Below are 17020 nucleotides of genomic sequence, written 5' to 3'. Positions count from 1 at the left end.
CGAATAGCCAGCCAACGCCAAATACGACTAACATCGCTAAAATAGGTAGTAAAAAATGCATACTAATCATAAGTCATAACCTCCATAAATGATTTAACTTTATTGTAACGGGTTATATACAGAAGTAAAAGCATAAGCCTATCGCGTGAAAATAATTCATAAAGGAGCATGTGTGATGCAAATACCTAAAATTACGACGTTTTTAATGTTTAATGGTGATGCGGAAGCGGCCATTAACAAGTACACTTCCTTATTTGAAGACAGTGAAATCATTACAATGGTCAAATACGATGACAGTATCCCGGAACAAGCAGGCAAAGTACAACACGCCATTTTCACTTTAAACAACCAAGTGTTTATGGCCATCGACAATATCAACGGTGCACCGATTGATATGACACCTGCCATGTCAATGTACGTGACCGTTAAAGATGTTTTTGAGATGGAACGCCTATTCAATGGCTTGAAAGACGGCGGTGCCATTCTCATGCCGAAAACAGCCATGCCACCACAATATCGTGAGTTCGCATGGGTGCAAGACAAGTTTGGCGTGAACTTCCAACTCGCCTTACCCGAAACACAAAAATAATAATATGTGTGAACCAAAAAAGACCACCATATCGGGGGTCTTTTTTACATCGTTATAATACAATCGTATGTGGTTTTGTTTCAGCGTCATGGTTTGCTAAAGATTCTATACAATTTTCATCTGCTGCTTTTTGACGTACCCAGTTCAATGAAGCTTGTGCCTCTTTTTTATTATCTAAAACACCAGGTAAAATATTTTCTTCCCATGATTTATTGGCATAACCTACATCAGCAGCGAGTAATACAAAGCGGTCATCTTTCTCACGCTTAACCATCGTTGCACATAGCCCTTTACTATGACCTGGACACCAAATCAATTGTATTGTGCCATCGCCAAATAAGTCGAATGAATACCCTTTTGGTCCCAATCCAGTATGAGAGAATGGGAAAGTATTGAGCGTCACGCCTTTCCATTCATGTGCAAGATAATGCATTTTGTCTTTTTTAATCGCCTTATATTCTGGTTCACTTAATAGAATCTTTTTAGCATCTTTAACATGGCGTAATCCGTCAGCATGGTCACAATGCATATGACTCATTAACACATAATCAATATCTTTCGGTTCATAGCCCAGTTTCTTTAATTGTTCATGTACGGCTTGACCTTCTGGAAGATCTGCTTTATTGACAGGATATTGGAATGATAAGTTTCTGATTTGTTTTGTTCTATTATCCGTGTGCCATCCTGTATCAATTAAAATCAACCCTTTAGGATGTTCGATTAAATATACAGAAACCGGAATACTAATTTGATGTTTTTTAGAACGGAAAAGCCCGGTCCATGCAAGTGGTCGATTGGATTCGTAGCCAAATGGTAATGCTTCGTCAACGATCACTTCCCCTGTATGTAGGATGTGAATTTTAATTTGGTCAGTCATATCTATTTCTCTCCTTGATTAATCAATTGATTTACTTCATGCATATATGAAAAAAATAAACGTGCTTGTGCTTCATCTAAATTTAACTTCTTCATAAAGCCTTCATATAATATTTGTTGTCTTTCTTCATAAAATGTTAAACCTTCATCTGTAAGCGCAATTACTTTTTCTCTTTTATCTGATGAATCTAGTCGCTTCACAAAGCCTCTTTCTTCAAGCTTTTTGATGCGCTTAGAAACAGCTGTCTTAAAAACGCCTTGCTTCTCTGCGATTGTTTTTAAAGGTAATTGTTTATGCTTAAGTAACAACTTGAAGACGCCTAATTGTTCACGTGAAATATTAATATTTTGTTCTTCAATCACTTCATTTATTAACTGATTTACCTTGATAAAGGTTAAATGCATTTCATTAAATTGTTCAAAACTGTGTTTATCCATATTAACCTCCTTTGACATATAGTACACCTAGGTGTACTATATGTCAAATTAAAACGCTAAGCGCATTTTTTCTTATGCGTTTAGCGTTTTTTTATCTATTCTATAATTGGTTGCGCCATGATACGAGTGTTTCAATATCGTTCGCAGTAATCTTACCTTGTGCTTCTGCCACTTCAATCAACTCATCATAGTTGCTTAATATGTAGAATGGTACGCCTGCATCACCAAACATAACGTCGGCTTTTTGTAGACCATAAGTGAAGATGGCGACAACACCTAATACTTCTGCACCTGCTTCGCGCAATGCTTCTACCGCTGTAATGGATGAGCCACCTGTTGAGATTAAGTCTTCAATCACGACGACTTTTTTCCCTTTACTATTCGCGCCTTCAATTTGATTTTGTTTCCCGTGACTTTTGCTTTTTGAACGAACATAGTTCATCGGTAAGCCCATTTTGTCAGATACATACGCTGCGTGTGGAATGCCTGCTGTTGCTGTGCCTGAGACGATTTCCACCTCTGGGAAGTGCTGTTGAATCAAGTCAATTAAACCATCACGAATCGCTTCACGTACTGCTGGATAACCTAACGTAACACGGTTGTCGCAATAAATTGGAGATTTAATACCTGAGCTCCAAGTAAACATGTCATTGGGTGATAAAGAGACCGCTTCAATATCTAATAACGATTGTGCAATTGATTTTACCATTATTCGCCTAACCAACTTTCTGTAATTTGATGATAACTTGCGACCGGATCACTGCTTTGTGTAATCGGTCTACCTACAACAATATGCGTCGACCCGAGCTGTCTCGCCTGCTCCGGTGTCGTCACACGCTTCTGATCGTTCACGTCTGCATTCGCCGGACGCACACCTGGTGTCACCTTCAAGAACGACGGGCCACAGTGCTCCGTTATCGCAGCCGCTTCAAGTGGTGAACACACCACTCCGTCCAACCCTGATGTCTGTGCCAATTTCGCGTAATGACATACCGCTTCTTCCATCGACATATCAATCTTCTGTTCATGATGTAATTGATCTTCTGTTGTCGATGTCAGCTGTGTCACCGCAATAATTTTCGTATCAGGGTTGGTGCTACGTAACCCTTCTACGGCACGCTGCATCATGACCGAGCCACCTGCCGCATGAACGTTCACAAGGTCGACATTCAAACGACCAAGCCCCTCCATCGCCTTGCCTACTGTGTTAGGAATGTCATGGAGTTTCAAGTCTAAGAAAATGTCATGCCCTTGTTGTTTGATTTCCTCTAGTAGCGCTGGACCCGTTTGATAAAACAGCTCCATGCCAATCTTCACAAACAACGGCGTGTCAAACTTCGCTAAAAACGTCATCACTTCGTCCTTCGTCGCAAAATCTAATGCGATAATCGGTGTTTGTTTCATCTAGCTATGTCCTCCTTGTGTACGTCCTTTAAGTTCGTGAATATGCGTCACGCCTAGTTCGTCCAAGCGCGCTGGCAAGCCGTCAATAATATCTTTACACACCGTTGGATTTTGGAAGTTCGCCGTACCAACCGCAACGGCATCCGCACCAACCGAGATAAAGTCGATAACGTCTTGTACGTCTTGCACGCCACCCATCGCAATAATTGGTATGTCTGGTAAGGCTTTGCGTACTTCATAGACCATGCGCAATGCGACCGGTTTAATTGCCGGACCGCTCAAGCCACCAATAATATTGTTAATAATCGGTTTACCCGTATTCGCATCAATACGTAAGCCTACTAATGTGTTAATCATCGTTAAACCATCTGCATATTCCGCAATCGCTGTTGCCATTTCAACAATATTTGTCACGTTAGGTGATAGTTTCACGTAGACAGGTACTGACGATACTGCCTTAACTTTTCGTGTCAATTCAGCCGCTACTTGTGGATCCACACCAAACTGCATACCGCCTTCTTTAACGTTAGGGCACGAAATATTTAGCTCTAACGCTTTTACATTCGGTGCTTTTGAAATATGTTCAGCCACATACACGTAATCTTCTTCAACCGAACCTGCGACATTTGCGATAATTGGCACATCGTATTGTTCTAACGCTTTTAATTCATGGTCTAAAATGTGATGCACCCCTGGATTTTGAAGCCCAATCGCATTAATCATTCCACTATCCGTTTCCGCAACACGTGGCGTTTCATTACCAAAGCGTGCTTCTTTCGTTGCCGCTTTAATCATGATCGCGCCGAGTTCAGAAAGGTTGTAGAACTGACTATATTCTGCACCAAAGGCAAAGCAGCCACTCGCTGGCATAATTGGATTTTTAAGTGACAAGCCTGGGATTTCAACGTTCAAACGACTCATAGTATCACCGTTCCTTTTTCGAATACTGGTCCATCTGTACATACTTTGACATAGTCAGTTGGGCTTTCTGGTACGTGGCAGACACACGCGTAACAAGCACCAATACCACATCCCATACGTTCTTCAAGTGAAATGTAGCCAGGTACGTCTTTCAATGTGTCTAGCTCAGTCAACGCCTTTAACATCGGTTTCGGCCCACATGTGTAGTAAATATCATAATCGACTGGTAGCTTGTCAATGACCGTCGTCACAAAGCCTTGTGTCCCTAGTGAACCATCTTCCGTCACAATATGTGTCTCACCTAATGCTTCAAATTGCGCTTGATAAAACACATCCTTTTGCGAGCGGAAACCGAGTACATGAACTGTTTCAATACCGCGTGCATTGAGTTGTTTTGAGAGTTCGTAAAGCGGTGGCACACCAATACCGCCACCAACGAGCAATGCTTTTTGCTTCGCTTTCTCGACCGGGAAGCCGTTGCCAAGAGGGGCGAGAATATCTAACTCGTCCCCTTGACGCAGTGCTGCAATCTTCTGAGTTCCTGCACCTTCAGCACGGAACAACATCGTAAAACTTTGGTTTGCTGGATCAATCTCACAAATTGAAATCGGACGTCTCAACATATGTTGTGTCCCCTGTCCTGCTTTAATATGAACGAACTGCCCCGGTTGTTTTAACGCGTCTACAACCGGTCCAGCTACTTTCAATTCATAAATGCGATCTGCAATCTGTTCATTTGAAATGACTGTTAACTTTTCCACCGCTTTCGTCCCTCCTACATATTACGCATTGAAAATGTCATACTCTCAATCACGTTCGTTAATGCATTTGCTGTATCTAATGATGTCAAACATGGTACGCCGTTCTCTACTGATGTACGACGGATTTGGAAACCATCACGTTCGATTGTTTTACCTTTTGTCATCGTATTAATGACAATTTGAACATCGCCAGCTTGAATTTTTGAAATTAAATCATCGTGACCACCGATTTTGCCAACTGTCTCCACTTTAATATCATGTTCTGCTAATTTGCGTGCGGTACCTGCAGTCGCAATAATTTTGTAGCCGACTGCGTTCAGACGTTGTGCGATTTTAACCATTTCATCTTTGTCTTTATCACTCACAGTAATCAACGCTGTACCGTAATCTTTTACCGTCATACCTGCAGCTGTTAAGCCTTTGAATAATGCCTTCTCAAGCGTTAAGTCACGCCCCATGACTTCACCCGTTGATTTCATCTCAGGTCCAAGTGTAATGTCGACATTTTTCAATTTATTAAAGCTGAATACCGGTGCTTTCACAAACACGCCTTCTTGATATGGTTGGACACCTTGTTCAAAGCCAAGTTCTGCTAGCTTTTCGCCCATAATCGCGCGCATTGCCAATTGTGCCATTTGGATACCTGTAATCTTACTTAGGAATGGTACTGTACGACTCGCACGTGGGTTTACTTCTAAAACATAGACGCCATCATGTGCAAGGACAAATTGAATGTTAATCAAACCGACAATGTTTAAGCCCTTTGCAAGTTTGATTGTGTATGCTTCTAATGTATCAATCTCAGCTTGTGACAATGTTTGTGGTGGGTATACCGCAATTGAGTCACCTGAGTGAACACCTGCACGTTCGATATGTTCCATAATACCTGGGATAATCACTGTTTCTCCGTCGCAAATCGCATCGACTTCAATTTCTTTACCTGTTAAGTAACGGTCAACAAGTACCGGATGATCTGGACTTGCTTTTACCGCTTCTGTCATGTAGTTGTGCAATTCATCATCGTTGTACACAATTTCCATCGCACGACCGCCTAGTACGTATGATGGACGTACGACAACAGGGTAGCCAATTTCACGCGCGTTATCTAACGCTTCTTGTGCTGACGTTGCTGTTTTCCCTTTTGGTTGTGGGACATCAATATTGCGTAACAACGCTTCAAACTCTTTACGGTCTTCCGCACGGTTCAAGTCTTCTAAAGAGGTACCGAGGATTTTAACGCCGTGTTTCGCGAGCTTGTCTGCTAAGTTAATTGCCGTTTGACCACCGAATTGTACGACAACACCTTTTGGCTGTTCAAGGTCGATAATGTTCATCACATCTTCTTCTGTTAACGGTTCAAAATACAATTTGTCCGAAATTGAGAAGTCTGTCGATACCGTTTCCGGGTTATTGTTCACGATAATTGCTTCGTAACCTGCGTTTTGAATCGCCCATACCGCGTGTACCGTCGCGTAGTCGAACTCCACACCTTGACCAATACGGATAGGTCCAGAACCAAGTACGATAATCTTTTCTTTTTCTGTGACGATGGATTCATTTTCTTCTTCATACGTGCCGTAGTAATATGGCGTTGCTGATTCAAACTCTGCCGCACACGTATCTACCATTTTGTAAACCGGCTTAATACCGTGTTGTTCACGTAATGCTGCAACTTCTGCTTCTGTCATTTCGAAGCGGTGTGCAATGGTGCGATCACTGAAACCGTATCGTTTTGCCAATTTCAAGTAGTCGACATCGCCTTTATGTGCTTTTAACGTATGTTCAATATCAATGATGTTTTTAAATTTATGCAAGAAGAAGTAGTCGATTTTTGTCATTTCATGCAATTCTTCTAAAGTCGTACCACGTCGAATCGCTTCTCCGATAAAGAACAGGCGTTCATCGTCTTGTGCTTCGATACGTTTTTTAATGTAATCAAGGTCGAATGATTCGCCATTTGGCAAGCCTAAGTGGTGCACGCCGTATTCAAGTGAACGAATCGCTTTTAAAAGTGATTCTTCGTATGTGCGACCGATTGACATGACTTCCCCTGTCGCCTTCATTTGCGTACCGAGTTCGCGTTCCCCTTTTTCAAACTTATCGAATGGGAAACGTGGGATTTTTGATACCACATAGTCTAAACTTGGTTCAAATGCCGCGTAAGACGTTCCCGTTACTGGGTTTTTCATCTCATCCAATGTCATACCTACTGCGATTTTCGCCGCAAGTTTCGCAATCGGATAACCTGTCGCTTTAGATGCAAGGGCTGATGAACGTGATACACGTGGGTTCACTTCGATAATGTAGTAGTTCATTGAATGTGGATCTAACGCAAGTTGTACGTTACATCCCCCTTCTATACCTAACGCGCGAATCACTTTTAATGACACATCACGTAACATTTGGTATTCAACGTCAGACAATGTTTGGCTTGGTGCTACAACAACCGAGTCTCCCGTATGGATCCCAACCGGGTCGATATTTTCCATGTTACATACAACGATTGCGTTATCGTTTTTGTCACGCATTACTTCATACTCAATCTCTTTGTAACCTGCGATTGATTTTTCGATTAAACATTGTGTCGCCGGGCTGTATTTCAAACCATTCGATACGACTTCATGTAATTCTTCGTCATTGTAACAAATACCGCCGCCAGTACCACCCATTGTAAAGGCAGGACGTACGATTAATGGGTAGCCCACTTGTTCTTTAAACGCAAAAGCTTGTTCCAACGTATTAACAATGTCACTTTCAGGTACTGGTACATTCAAGTCGTTCATTAACGCACGGAATAACTCTCTATCTTCCGCCTGATTAATCGACGCAAGCTCCGTTCCAAGCAGTTGCACATTGTTCGATTCAAGCACACCACTTTCATGCAGTTCAATTGCCATATTCAGACCAGTTTGTCCACCAAGTGTTGGCAACAATGCATCCGGTTGTTCTTTGCGGATAATACGTGCGATAAAGTCGTGTGTAAGTGGCTCAATATATACTTTATCGGCAATTTCTTTATCCGTCATAATCGTTGCCGGGTTTGAGTTCACAAGGATGACACGGTATCCTTCTTCTTTTAAGGCGAGACACGCTTGTGTTCCCGCGTAGTCGAATTCCGCTGCTTGACCGATAATGATTGGCCCTGAACCAATCACAAGAATTGTTTGAATATCATTTCTTTTAGGCATTGTGAACGCACTCCTTTTGTTTGTTTTCTTCCATCAAGTCGATGAATTGGTCGAATAAGTAGTTGGAATCTGTCGGACCAGGACAAGCTTCTGGATGGTACTGTACAGAAAAGGCTGGTAATGTTTTGTGTTTTAAGCCTTCTACTGTGCCGTCGTTTAATGCGATATGTGTGATTTCAAGATCCGTTTGTGCGATAGAATCTGCGTTAATCGCATAACCATGGTTTTGACTTGTTAAGGCGATTTTACCTGTTGCTAAGTCTTTAACTGGATGGTTGGCACCACGGTGACCGAACTTCATTTTGAATGATGTTGCCCCTTGTGATAATGCGAAAAGCTGGTGACCTAGGCAAATACCGAAGAATGGAATTTTGCCGAGAATGCCGTTAATCATATCTAGCGCAACTTTTACATCGTCTGGATCCCCAGGGCCGTTCGATAACATCACGCCGTCCGGTGACATTTTTAAAATTTCTTCTGCTGTCGTATCGTAAGGCACCACTGTTACTTCACAACCACGTGCATTCAATTCACGTACGATATTTTGCTTTTTACCAAAGTCGACAAGTACGACACGTTTGTCAAAACCAGTAGACACATATGGTGTTTTCGTTGAGACTGTTGGCACTTCCGTTCTCGGTAATTCAATTGTTTTAAGCGTCTCAATCATCGCGTCAATCTCGTCTGCATTGTCAACGAATGCTGCTTTTAACACACCGTGCTCACGAATTTTTTTCGTAATACTACGTGTATCGACACCACTAATACCTGGAATATCGTATTCTTTCAATACTTCATCAAATGACTTTTGTGCGCGGAAGTTGCTAGGATACGCACACGCTTCTTTCACGACAACGCCATTCAACGTTGGTGTTAATGATTCAAAGTCGTCGTAGTTAATGCCGTAATTTCCAATCAGCGGATACGTGAACGTAATAATCTGTCCCGTATAAGACGGGTCAGAAATCGTCTCCTGATACCCCGTCATTGCTGTATTGAACACAATCTCACCTTTTGTTAAGTTGTCTGAACCCAACTTGAACCCTGTGTAATGCGTACCATCTTCTAGAACGATATAGCGCTTTTCAAACATTATGCGTGATCCCCCTCGTATCGAATGTCACCTTCAACCATTGTTAAAACTGGATTACCGTATACTTTTTCTCCAAGGAATGGTGTGTTTGTTGCTTTTGATAAGAAGTCTTCTGCTTTGATTTCAAATTCATCTTCCAAGTTGATTAATGTTAAGTCAGCGAGTTCACCTTCCGCAAGTCGACCGTATGGCAAGTTGAATGTGTCAGCTGGTTTAATTGTTAAGTAATCCACTAATTGTTGTAACGTCCATTCGCCAGTTTTTACATAGTGTGTGTAAAGTAACGGGAATGCCGTTTCACTGCCAACAATACCGAATGGCGCACGTGTCATCGTTTGTGCTTTTTCGTCTGCTGCGTGTGGAGCGTGGTCTGTTGCGATACAATCAATCGTACCGTCTAGTAATCCTTCAATTAACGCTGCTTTATCAGCTTGGCTACGTAACGGTGGATTCATTTTGTACATTGCATCGTCGCCCGGCACGTCATCTTCAGTTAATAATAAGTGGTGTGGCGTTACTTCCGCCGTCACGTGAATACCTGCACGTTTCGCATCACGAATCACGCGCACACTTTCTTTCGTTGATACGTGACACACGTGGTAGTGACAGCCTGTCGCTTCACTCAATAACACGTCACGTGCGATTTGAACAGATTCACAGATGTTTGGAATACCTGGGATACCTAACTCCGCACTGCGTTTTCCTTCGTGCATTGCGCCACCGTAGATTAAGCTGTTATCTTCACAGTGTGCAACGATTGCTTTCCCTTGTGCTTTCGCCTTTTGCATCGCTTCATACATCATCGCCGCTTCTTGGACACCGACACCGTCATCCGTAAACGCAAACGCACCTAGGTTTGTTAATGCTTCAAAGTCAACGTGTTGCTTCCCAGCTTGTCGCTCTGTAATCGCCGCATAAGGTAATACACGAACATGCGCATTATCTGAGATTAACTGATTCAATCTTTCCATATTCTCCACTGAATCTGGCACTGGCTTCGTATTTGGCATTGGACATACCGTTGTAAAACCACCACGCGCTGCCGCTAATGTCCCCGTTTCAATCGTTTCTTTATGTTCGCCACCCGGTTCTCTTAAATGAACGTGCACATCAACAAATCCCGGTGCTAGAAATTGTCCCTTTGCATCGATAACCGTCATGTCATCTGTCGCTTCAATCGTTTCTGCAATTTGTTTAATCTTCTTACCGTCGATTAACACATCTACCTTTTTCAAAGATCCCGCTTCTAAAATTTGTGCATTTTGAATTAATTTCATCTTGTCTCGCTCCTTTAAGATTGTATTGTTTCAGTTAATACAGCCATACGTATGTATACGCCGTTTTCCATTTGTTTAAAAATTCGTGACTTCGGTGCTTCAACGAGATTATCTGCAATTTCTACACCGCGATTCACCGGTGCTGGATGCATAATAATCGCTTGTTCATTCATTTGATCATAGCGTGCTTGTGATAAACCATATCGCTCATGATATGTCGCCGCATCAAAGTGTTGTTCATCTTCACCATGACGTTCATGTTGCACACGTAATAGCATGACAATGTCCACGTCTGAAATCACATCGTCCAAGTTGACATACCCGCCTGGCATGTCATCGTCTTGCCAAATTTCAGGGCTCGAGAATACAACTTCCGCCCCGAGCGCTGTTAAGCTGTGATAATTACTGCGTGCAACCCTTGAATTTTTAATATCGCCACAGATAACAACTTTCAAGCCTTCAAAGCGACCAAATTCTTCATAAATTGTCATTAAGTCAAGCAAGCTTTGCGTTGGATGTTGACCACTACCGTCTCCCCCGTTAATAATCGGTACACCCATGTTTAATAACTGATTGTAGTAATCATTTTCTTGATGACGTATTACAAGCGCATCGCAGCCAATACTCTGTAACGTACGACACGTGTCGTAAAGTGATTCGCCTTTGTTCACCGATGACGTCGCCGTATCAAAGTTAATCACTTTCATATCGAGGCGTTGTTCCGCCATTTCAAAGCTACACTTCGTACGCGTTGAGTTTTCGAAAAATAAGTTCGCGATATATTTACCGTTAAGACTTGGTTGTACAGTCCCTTTTTTGTACTGTATTGCTGTATCAATCAAATGTTGCATTTCTTCAATCGTTAATTCCGCCATTGAGACAAGATGTTTCATAATGGATCCTCCTCTAAAATGTTAGTTTTTTGGTAATAACAAGTTTAAGACGATTCCTGCTGTCGCTGATAATGCCATGCCTTCAATTGTCAGTTGTACACCGACATCTGATAAGTTCAACATCATGTTACCAATACCGATAACTAAGATGACTGATGCAATCACTAAGTTGCGGTTTTTCGCAAAGTCTACTTGGCTTTCCACAATCATGCGCAAACCACTCGCGGCAATCGTACCGAACAATAGGATAGATACCCCACCCATGACCGGCGTTGGAATGGATGATACTAACGCTGTAAACTTACCGACAAAGCCAAGGATAATCGCGATGACTGCCGCACCACCGATAACATAGATACTATAAATTTTCGTAATCGCAAGTACACCGATGTTTTCGCCGTATGTTGTACTTGGTGGACCACCGATAATACTTGAGAACATTGTCGATACCCCATCACCGATAATTGAACGGTGTAAGCCTGGATCTTTGAAGAAGTTACGACCGACAATTTTGTTGATAACCATTTGATGACCGATATGCTCACTTACAGTTACAAACACGATTGGCAACATGACCGCTACCAGACCGATGTGGAATGATGGCTGATAATCTGCAAATGGAATGTAGATGTCTGGGAATTGGAACCAGCGCGCTTCAGCAACCGGCTTGAAATCGACAATTCCGAATAAAATTGCGGTAATGTAGCCGACTACGATTCCGATAAGTACTGGAATCAGTGAGAAGAAGCCTTTCGCAAAACCTTGGACAAGTAATGTGACAAACAGCGTAATCGCCGCTACTGCCACATATGTTAAGTTGTAATCTTTCATTGCACTTGAGTTTTCAAACATTGCCATGTTAACAGCTGTTGGTGCTAAACTTAAGCCGATAACCATAATGACTGGGCCTACTACAACGGGTGGTAACAATTGCATCAACCAGTTTGTACCACTAATGCGAATCGCAATCCCGATAATGACGTACATCACACCACTCATAAAGAGCGCTACTAGCATGTCGCCAAGACTGTTCGTACTCAACCCCGTAATAATTGGCGTAATAAATGCGAAACTAGAACCTAGATACGCTGGAATTTTTCCTTTTGTAATTAAGATGTAGAGTAATGTCCCAATCCCTGATGCAAGTAAAGCCGATGATACGGGTAAGCCTGTTAAGAATGGTACTAATACTGTTGCACCAAACATCGCAAATAAATGCTGCAAGCTTAAAAATGCCCACTGTCCTGCTTTTGGTTTTTCATTGACATCCAATACAGGAGTCACCGTTCTTTTAAACATTTGTTCGTTTTCCATGTTGTTCTTCCTTTCGTTATAAAAAAAGTCCCTTAACATTTTCGTTAAGAGACTGGGGGTGTGTAACAGTGTAGGCATCTTGGGACGTTATGCAATATGGATACTTGTAAAGCATACACCCTACCTGTATCCACATCACTTTCGTCTGATGTTTCCATTGTTACAACATACCTTTGCCAGTCTCTCGTACTGAATTAAAAGGTGTTGCTATGTGATGATAACCGCATTGCGATCATCTGTTTCTGTTAAATAAACATTGACGGATTCTTCGTGTGAAGTCGGGATGTTTTTACCAACGAAATCCGCGCGAATCGGTAACTCGCGATGACCACGGTCAACAAGCGTTGCCAAACCAATTTTCTTCGGGCGACTGTGTAACAGAATCGCATCGAGTGAGGCACGCACCGTTCTTCCCGTGTAAAGCACGTCATCGACAATAATGACCACACGATCATTCAAATCCGTATCAATCATATACGTCTTATCATTGACTATGTGACGGGCATCCTTATCATCACGAAAACTTGTAATATCAATCGTTCCTGTTGGTACTTCAACCGCTTCAATCTGTTGAATCTTCTGCTGAATGCGTTTCGCTAAAAATTCACCGCGCGTCTTAATACCGAGTAACGCTAAATTTTCAGAGCCTTTGTTGTATTCCAAGATCTCATGCGCAATACGCGTCAACGTGCGATTGATAGCAGATTCATCTAAAATGATACGACTTGTCAACGTAAACCCTCCTATACAAACAAAAAACTCACGCCATTAAGACATGAGTTTAACTAAAGCTGAAACAGCCGTGATACATGGATAGACGTCTCTCGTACGCCAACATCCAGTAAGCCATCGCTTCTTTGCGTATATATCATGTCTTTTGAGCCTCTCTGGACCCCTTTTAAAGACGTTATCATTTTGTTTGTTTTGCTGGTACTTATCTTACCTTTTTTTAGGCAGCTTGTCAAAACAATTCTTGAAAAAGTAACGTGTCAGAACTGTGACCTTTTTAGATTTCTTCTCGACGTGCTTGTTCAATAACTGCTTCAAACGACTCTGGAAGCGGTGCTGTGCGTTCAATATATTCGCCTGTACGTGGATGCTCAAAGCCAATCACACCCGCATGCAGTGCCTGTCCGCCAATGTCTGGTGTCTTTTTCGGACCATACTTTGGATCGCCTACTAATGGATAACCAATATACTTCATATGCACACGGATTTGGTGTGTACGTCCAGTTTCCAATTGGCATGATACCAATGTATGATTTTTAAAGTTTTCTAGAACATTGAAGTGTGTAACAGCTGGTTTACCGTCATCTTCTACCGCCATAGATTGACGATCATTTTTATTACGACCAATCGGCGCGTCAATTGTACCGAATTCATGTGGAATATGACCATGCACAAGTGCCGTATATTTTCGCGTAACCGTTTTTGCCATTAATTGTTCTACTAACGCACGATGCGCCACATCATTTTTCGCAACCATTAACAATCCTGACGTGTCTTTATCAATACGATGTACAATACCCGGACGGATTTCACCATTGATACCTGACAAGTCTTTAATTTGATACATTAAGCCATTCACAAGCGTACCTGAATAATGCCCTGCAGATGGATGCACGACCATACCTTTTGGCTTGTAAACAATAGCTACATCCTCATCTTCATAATAAATATCTAAGTTCAGATTTTCTGGTTGGATATCTGCCTCAATCACTTCTTTTTCCGTCACAACCACTTCATCATCTAACTTAAGTTTATAGTTTGATTTCACTGGTTTGCCATTTACTGAAACCAATCCTTCTTTAATCCAGTCTTGAATTTGACTGCGCGACCATTCCGTATTAAAACTTGGTAATATCTTATCAATACGTTGTAAATGATGTGCCGCATCGTCAATTTTAAATTGATGTTGTTCCATAAATTACACCTTTCTCTTATCATTTGTTTTATCTGTTAATAGGAGAATTACGAGCAATCCTACGCCAAGTGTCAAACTCGCATCCGCAATATTAAAAATTGGAAAGTCATATCCAAAAATGAGTGTATCCACAAAATCGACCACTTCACCATTCATCACACGATCTATGAAATTCCCAAGTGCACCTGCAAGTAATAAACTAATGGCGACTTGCATGAACAAATTATTCTTAGCCTCTCTGATATAAAAAACAACCAAGGCGATGATAATCACAATTGTAATCAAAATGAAAAAGCCCATCTGACCACTTAAAATCCCCCACGCTGCGCCATTATTTCGATGTGACGTAATCGACAGGAAGTTGGGTATAACAGTGAAAGAATCACCAATCATCATTTGTGTCGCAACCACCCATTTGGTTAATTGATCCGCAATTAATACAACGATGAGTATAAAAAGCGACAGCCCAATATAATAGTGTCGTTTCATTTCTTTAATCCTTTCTGTGTGGATTCATTGCTTTATTATACCACTTGGCACTGAAGAACGGTACTCATGGATGAAAATGTATCACGACATCACAAGCTTGGGACATTATATAGAAACATTCGATTTAAGTTTGAGTATTTATGTAGATGGCAGTAGTTGACTGAGTGAGACAACGAGGTTAGGACAAAAGCGCTTAGGATTTGAGCAGAACCGAACGATGAGCAAAATTGCTTTTCAAATTTTGACGAAATCGTGGCAGTTCTGTCGAAAATCCTACTTTTGGGACACCGTTTATCGGTTTCCCAGTGCTTAAATTTATTGTGTCCCAGCCCCTGTCCCGTTCCCTATTATTCACATGTGATGCGATGCTTTTCTGGCAGTTCTCCATGATGATGTCGTTTGTTATGACGCTGATACGTAAAATCTACAATTTTATCTCTGACTCGACTTAACCACGAATCTTCATCATTGTTTGCATTCCTTTCAATATCAATGTGATTTCGATGTCTGTAGATTAATACTGTGCCCTTTTTATCCGTTTGCACATCATCTACATTTTCGCACCCGCCATAATAGCCATAAACTGGTACATCTTGAGAAATTTTAATAAATAGATACGCTACGCCAATGAGCAATACCAGAAAAAATATAACCCCTCTTTTCATCGTCGTCCCCTTTTCATTATTCTTGCAAGTTATCTATAAACCTAGTAACTGTTTCTTGCTGATTTTTATTGCCTATCTAAATTAATTTCTTGATTACCGATACCAAAATAAGCTGGTTCATGTGTTGCTAAAACAACCGTAACACCATCATCATTCAATTCTTTAAATAATGACATGACCGTGTCGCTATTGTGGTCATCCAAGTTCCCAGTAGGCTCATCCGCAATAATCACGCTTGGTGCTTTTAAAATCGCCCGTGCAATCGCAATCCGTTGTTGTTCACCACCACTGCACGTATACACTTTTGTTTTTAACGGCATATCTGCTAATCCAACACGTGACATCACTTCTTGAATACGTGCACTGTCACTTTTATTCACATTCAGTGGCAATGTCAAATTCTTTAAAACCGACTCGTTCTCTAACAAACCATAATGTTGATAAATATAGGCAATGTCCTCTCGTTTAAACGCCAACTTATCTTTCTCTTTTTGAATGGCTTGTCCTTTAAACGTAATCGTACCTGAATCTGGACTTTCTAACAGTCCGATGATATTAAGTAACGTCGACTTTCCTTTACCACTTGCCCCATGAATAACGACAAATTCACCTTGCTTAATAGTTAAACTAAAATCTTCTAAAATGCGCTTGTTACCGAATGATTTATTAATGTTTTGTAAGTTAATCATCTTTCTTCCCCTTTAACACCAGATTGACATTTTCACGATTCAACTTCATAAATGTGAATGCGACAGACAGTGCCTCTATCAACGTAATTGACGCAAAAACTGATATTGCGATCATGTTGTGGCTTGTTAATAGTAATGCGCCCATTAAAACATGTAGCATGACAAGGAACAACAACATCCATTTGTGAATCGACCAGTAACTATAGCCCAACGAACGCTTAAGAAAAATTTGGAACTGGTACGACTTGAAGTAAATTTGAATAAACGTCAAAGTCGTTAAGATGAATGCAATACTTGTGAGTAGCGCCAAACCGACATATTTGTAAATTTCCGTTTTTAATTCATTCACAATACCTACTTTTGTATCGTAAACCGAATACACATTTTGAATTACACCATCAATTTTATGTTTTTTTAAACCTGAATGTATTGTTTCATATGGATTATCTAGATGACTCTTAAAGTAATAGTACATTGAAAAATAATAACCATAATTTAA

General features: G+C 41.2%; 18 protein-coding genes. 1 reads left to right on the top strand and 17 read right to left on the bottom strand.

All coding sequences use genetic code 11. The features are described 5' to 3' along the window. The first annotated feature begins 175 nt into the window (after positions 1-175). Entirely contained in the window at positions 176-589 is a 414-nt protein-coding gene (locus CD122_RS01755) for a VOC family protein (protein WP_103357306.1), read from the top strand. A gap of 52 nt (positions 590-641) precedes the next feature. Here CD122_RS01755 and CD122_RS01750 read toward each other — a convergent pair whose 3' ends face one another. The 17 genes from CD122_RS01750 to CD122_RS01675 form a co-directional block, all read right to left on the bottom strand. Beyond that, positions 642-1466 carry an N-acyl homoserine lactonase family protein gene (locus CD122_RS01750; RefSeq protein ID WP_103357305.1) on the bottom strand — a complete coding sequence of 275 codons (825 nt, stop codon included), beginning with the start codon at positions 1464-1466 and terminating at the stop codon, positions 642-644. A 2-nt stretch (positions 1467-1468) separates the two neighbouring features. Next, positions 1469-1903 carry a MarR family winged helix-turn-helix transcriptional regulator gene (locus CD122_RS01745; protein ID WP_103357304.1) on the bottom strand — a complete coding sequence of 145 codons (435 nt, stop codon included), beginning with the start codon at positions 1901-1903 and terminating at the stop codon, positions 1469-1471. A 100-nt stretch (positions 1904-2003) separates the two neighbouring features. Beyond that, entirely contained in the window at positions 2004-2612 is a 609-nt protein-coding gene (gene pyrE / locus CD122_RS01740; protein ID WP_103357303.1) for an orotate phosphoribosyltransferase, read from the bottom strand. Further along, complete coding sequence (gene pyrF, locus CD122_RS01735; protein ID WP_103357302.1) at positions 2612-3307, bottom strand: orotidine-5'-phosphate decarboxylase; 696 nt, start codon at positions 3305-3307, stop codon at positions 2612-2614. The genes pyrE and pyrF overlap by 1 nt, the downstream gene beginning before the upstream one ends. Further along, a complete protein-coding gene (locus CD122_RS01730) occupies positions 3308-4228 on the bottom strand; it encodes a dihydroorotate dehydrogenase (RefSeq protein ID WP_103357301.1) in 921 nt (306 codons plus the stop codon). Next, complete coding sequence (locus CD122_RS01725; RefSeq protein WP_103357300.1) at positions 4225-4989, bottom strand: dihydroorotate dehydrogenase electron transfer subunit; 765 nt, start codon at positions 4987-4989, stop codon at positions 4225-4227. Before CD122_RS01725 ends, CD122_RS01730 begins: the two co-directional genes overlap by 4 nt. A 14-nt stretch (positions 4990-5003) precedes the next feature. Continuing rightward, positions 5004-8177 carry a carbamoyl-phosphate synthase large subunit gene (gene carB, locus CD122_RS01720; protein WP_103357299.1) on the bottom strand — a complete coding sequence of 1058 codons (3174 nt, stop codon included), beginning with the start codon at positions 8175-8177 and terminating at the stop codon, positions 5004-5006. Beyond that, a complete protein-coding gene (locus tag CD122_RS01715) occupies positions 8170-9270 on the bottom strand; it encodes a carbamoyl phosphate synthase small subunit (protein WP_103357298.1) in 1101 nt (366 codons plus the stop codon). Before CD122_RS01715 ends, carB begins: the two co-directional genes overlap by 8 nt. Next, on the bottom strand, positions 9270-10547 hold the full coding sequence (locus tag CD122_RS01710; protein ID WP_103357297.1) for a dihydroorotase: 1278 nt from the start codon (positions 10545-10547) through the stop codon (positions 9270-9272). Before CD122_RS01710 ends, CD122_RS01715 begins: the two co-directional genes overlap by 1 nt. Positions 10548-10561: 14 nt before the next feature. Beyond that, the gene (locus CD122_RS01705) at positions 10562-11440 is read right to left on the bottom strand and encodes an aspartate carbamoyltransferase catalytic subunit (RefSeq protein WP_103357296.1); all 879 of its coding nucleotides are present in this window, start codon (positions 11438-11440) and stop codon (positions 10562-10564) included. A 21-nt stretch (positions 11441-11461) separates the two neighbouring features. Next, the gene (locus CD122_RS01700; protein ID WP_103357295.1) at positions 11462-12754 is read right to left on the bottom strand and encodes a uracil-xanthine permease family protein; all 1293 of its coding nucleotides are present in this window, start codon (positions 12752-12754) and stop codon (positions 11462-11464) included. Positions 12755-12961: 207 nt separating this feature from the next. Further along, a complete protein-coding gene (gene pyrR, locus CD122_RS01695; protein ID WP_103357294.1) occupies positions 12962-13486 on the bottom strand; it encodes a bifunctional pyr operon transcriptional regulator/uracil phosphoribosyltransferase PyrR in 525 nt (174 codons plus the stop codon). A 274-nt stretch (positions 13487-13760) separates the two neighbouring features. Continuing rightward, entirely contained in the window at positions 13761-14678 is a 918-nt protein-coding gene (locus tag CD122_RS01690; protein ID WP_103357293.1) for an RluA family pseudouridine synthase, read from the bottom strand. Positions 14679-14681: 3 nt separating this feature from the next. Next, entirely contained in the window at positions 14682-15167 is a 486-nt protein-coding gene (lspA, locus tag CD122_RS01685; RefSeq protein WP_103357292.1) for a signal peptidase II, read from the bottom strand. A 347-nt stretch (positions 15168-15514) separates the two neighbouring features. Continuing rightward, a complete protein-coding gene (locus CD122_RS11735; protein ID WP_142381171.1) occupies positions 15515-15832 on the bottom strand; it encodes a hypothetical protein in 318 nt (105 codons plus the stop codon). 65 nt (positions 15833-15897) lie between these two features. After that, complete coding sequence (locus tag CD122_RS01680; RefSeq protein WP_103357291.1) at positions 15898-16521, bottom strand: ABC transporter ATP-binding protein; 624 nt, start codon at positions 16519-16521, stop codon at positions 15898-15900. Further along, on the bottom strand, positions 16514-17020 hold a 507-nt coding region (locus CD122_RS01675; RefSeq protein ID WP_142381170.1), incomplete at its 5' end, for a DUF1430 domain-containing protein. The genes CD122_RS01675 and CD122_RS01680, both read right to left, overlap by 8 nt.

The organism is Staphylococcus rostri (genome assembly GCF_002902145.1).
Classification (GTDB): domain Bacteria; phylum Bacillota; class Bacilli; order Staphylococcales; family Staphylococcaceae; genus Staphylococcus; species Staphylococcus rostri.
Note: the sequence above shows the minus strand (reverse complement) of the source record. Positions and strands in the feature narration are given on the sequence as shown.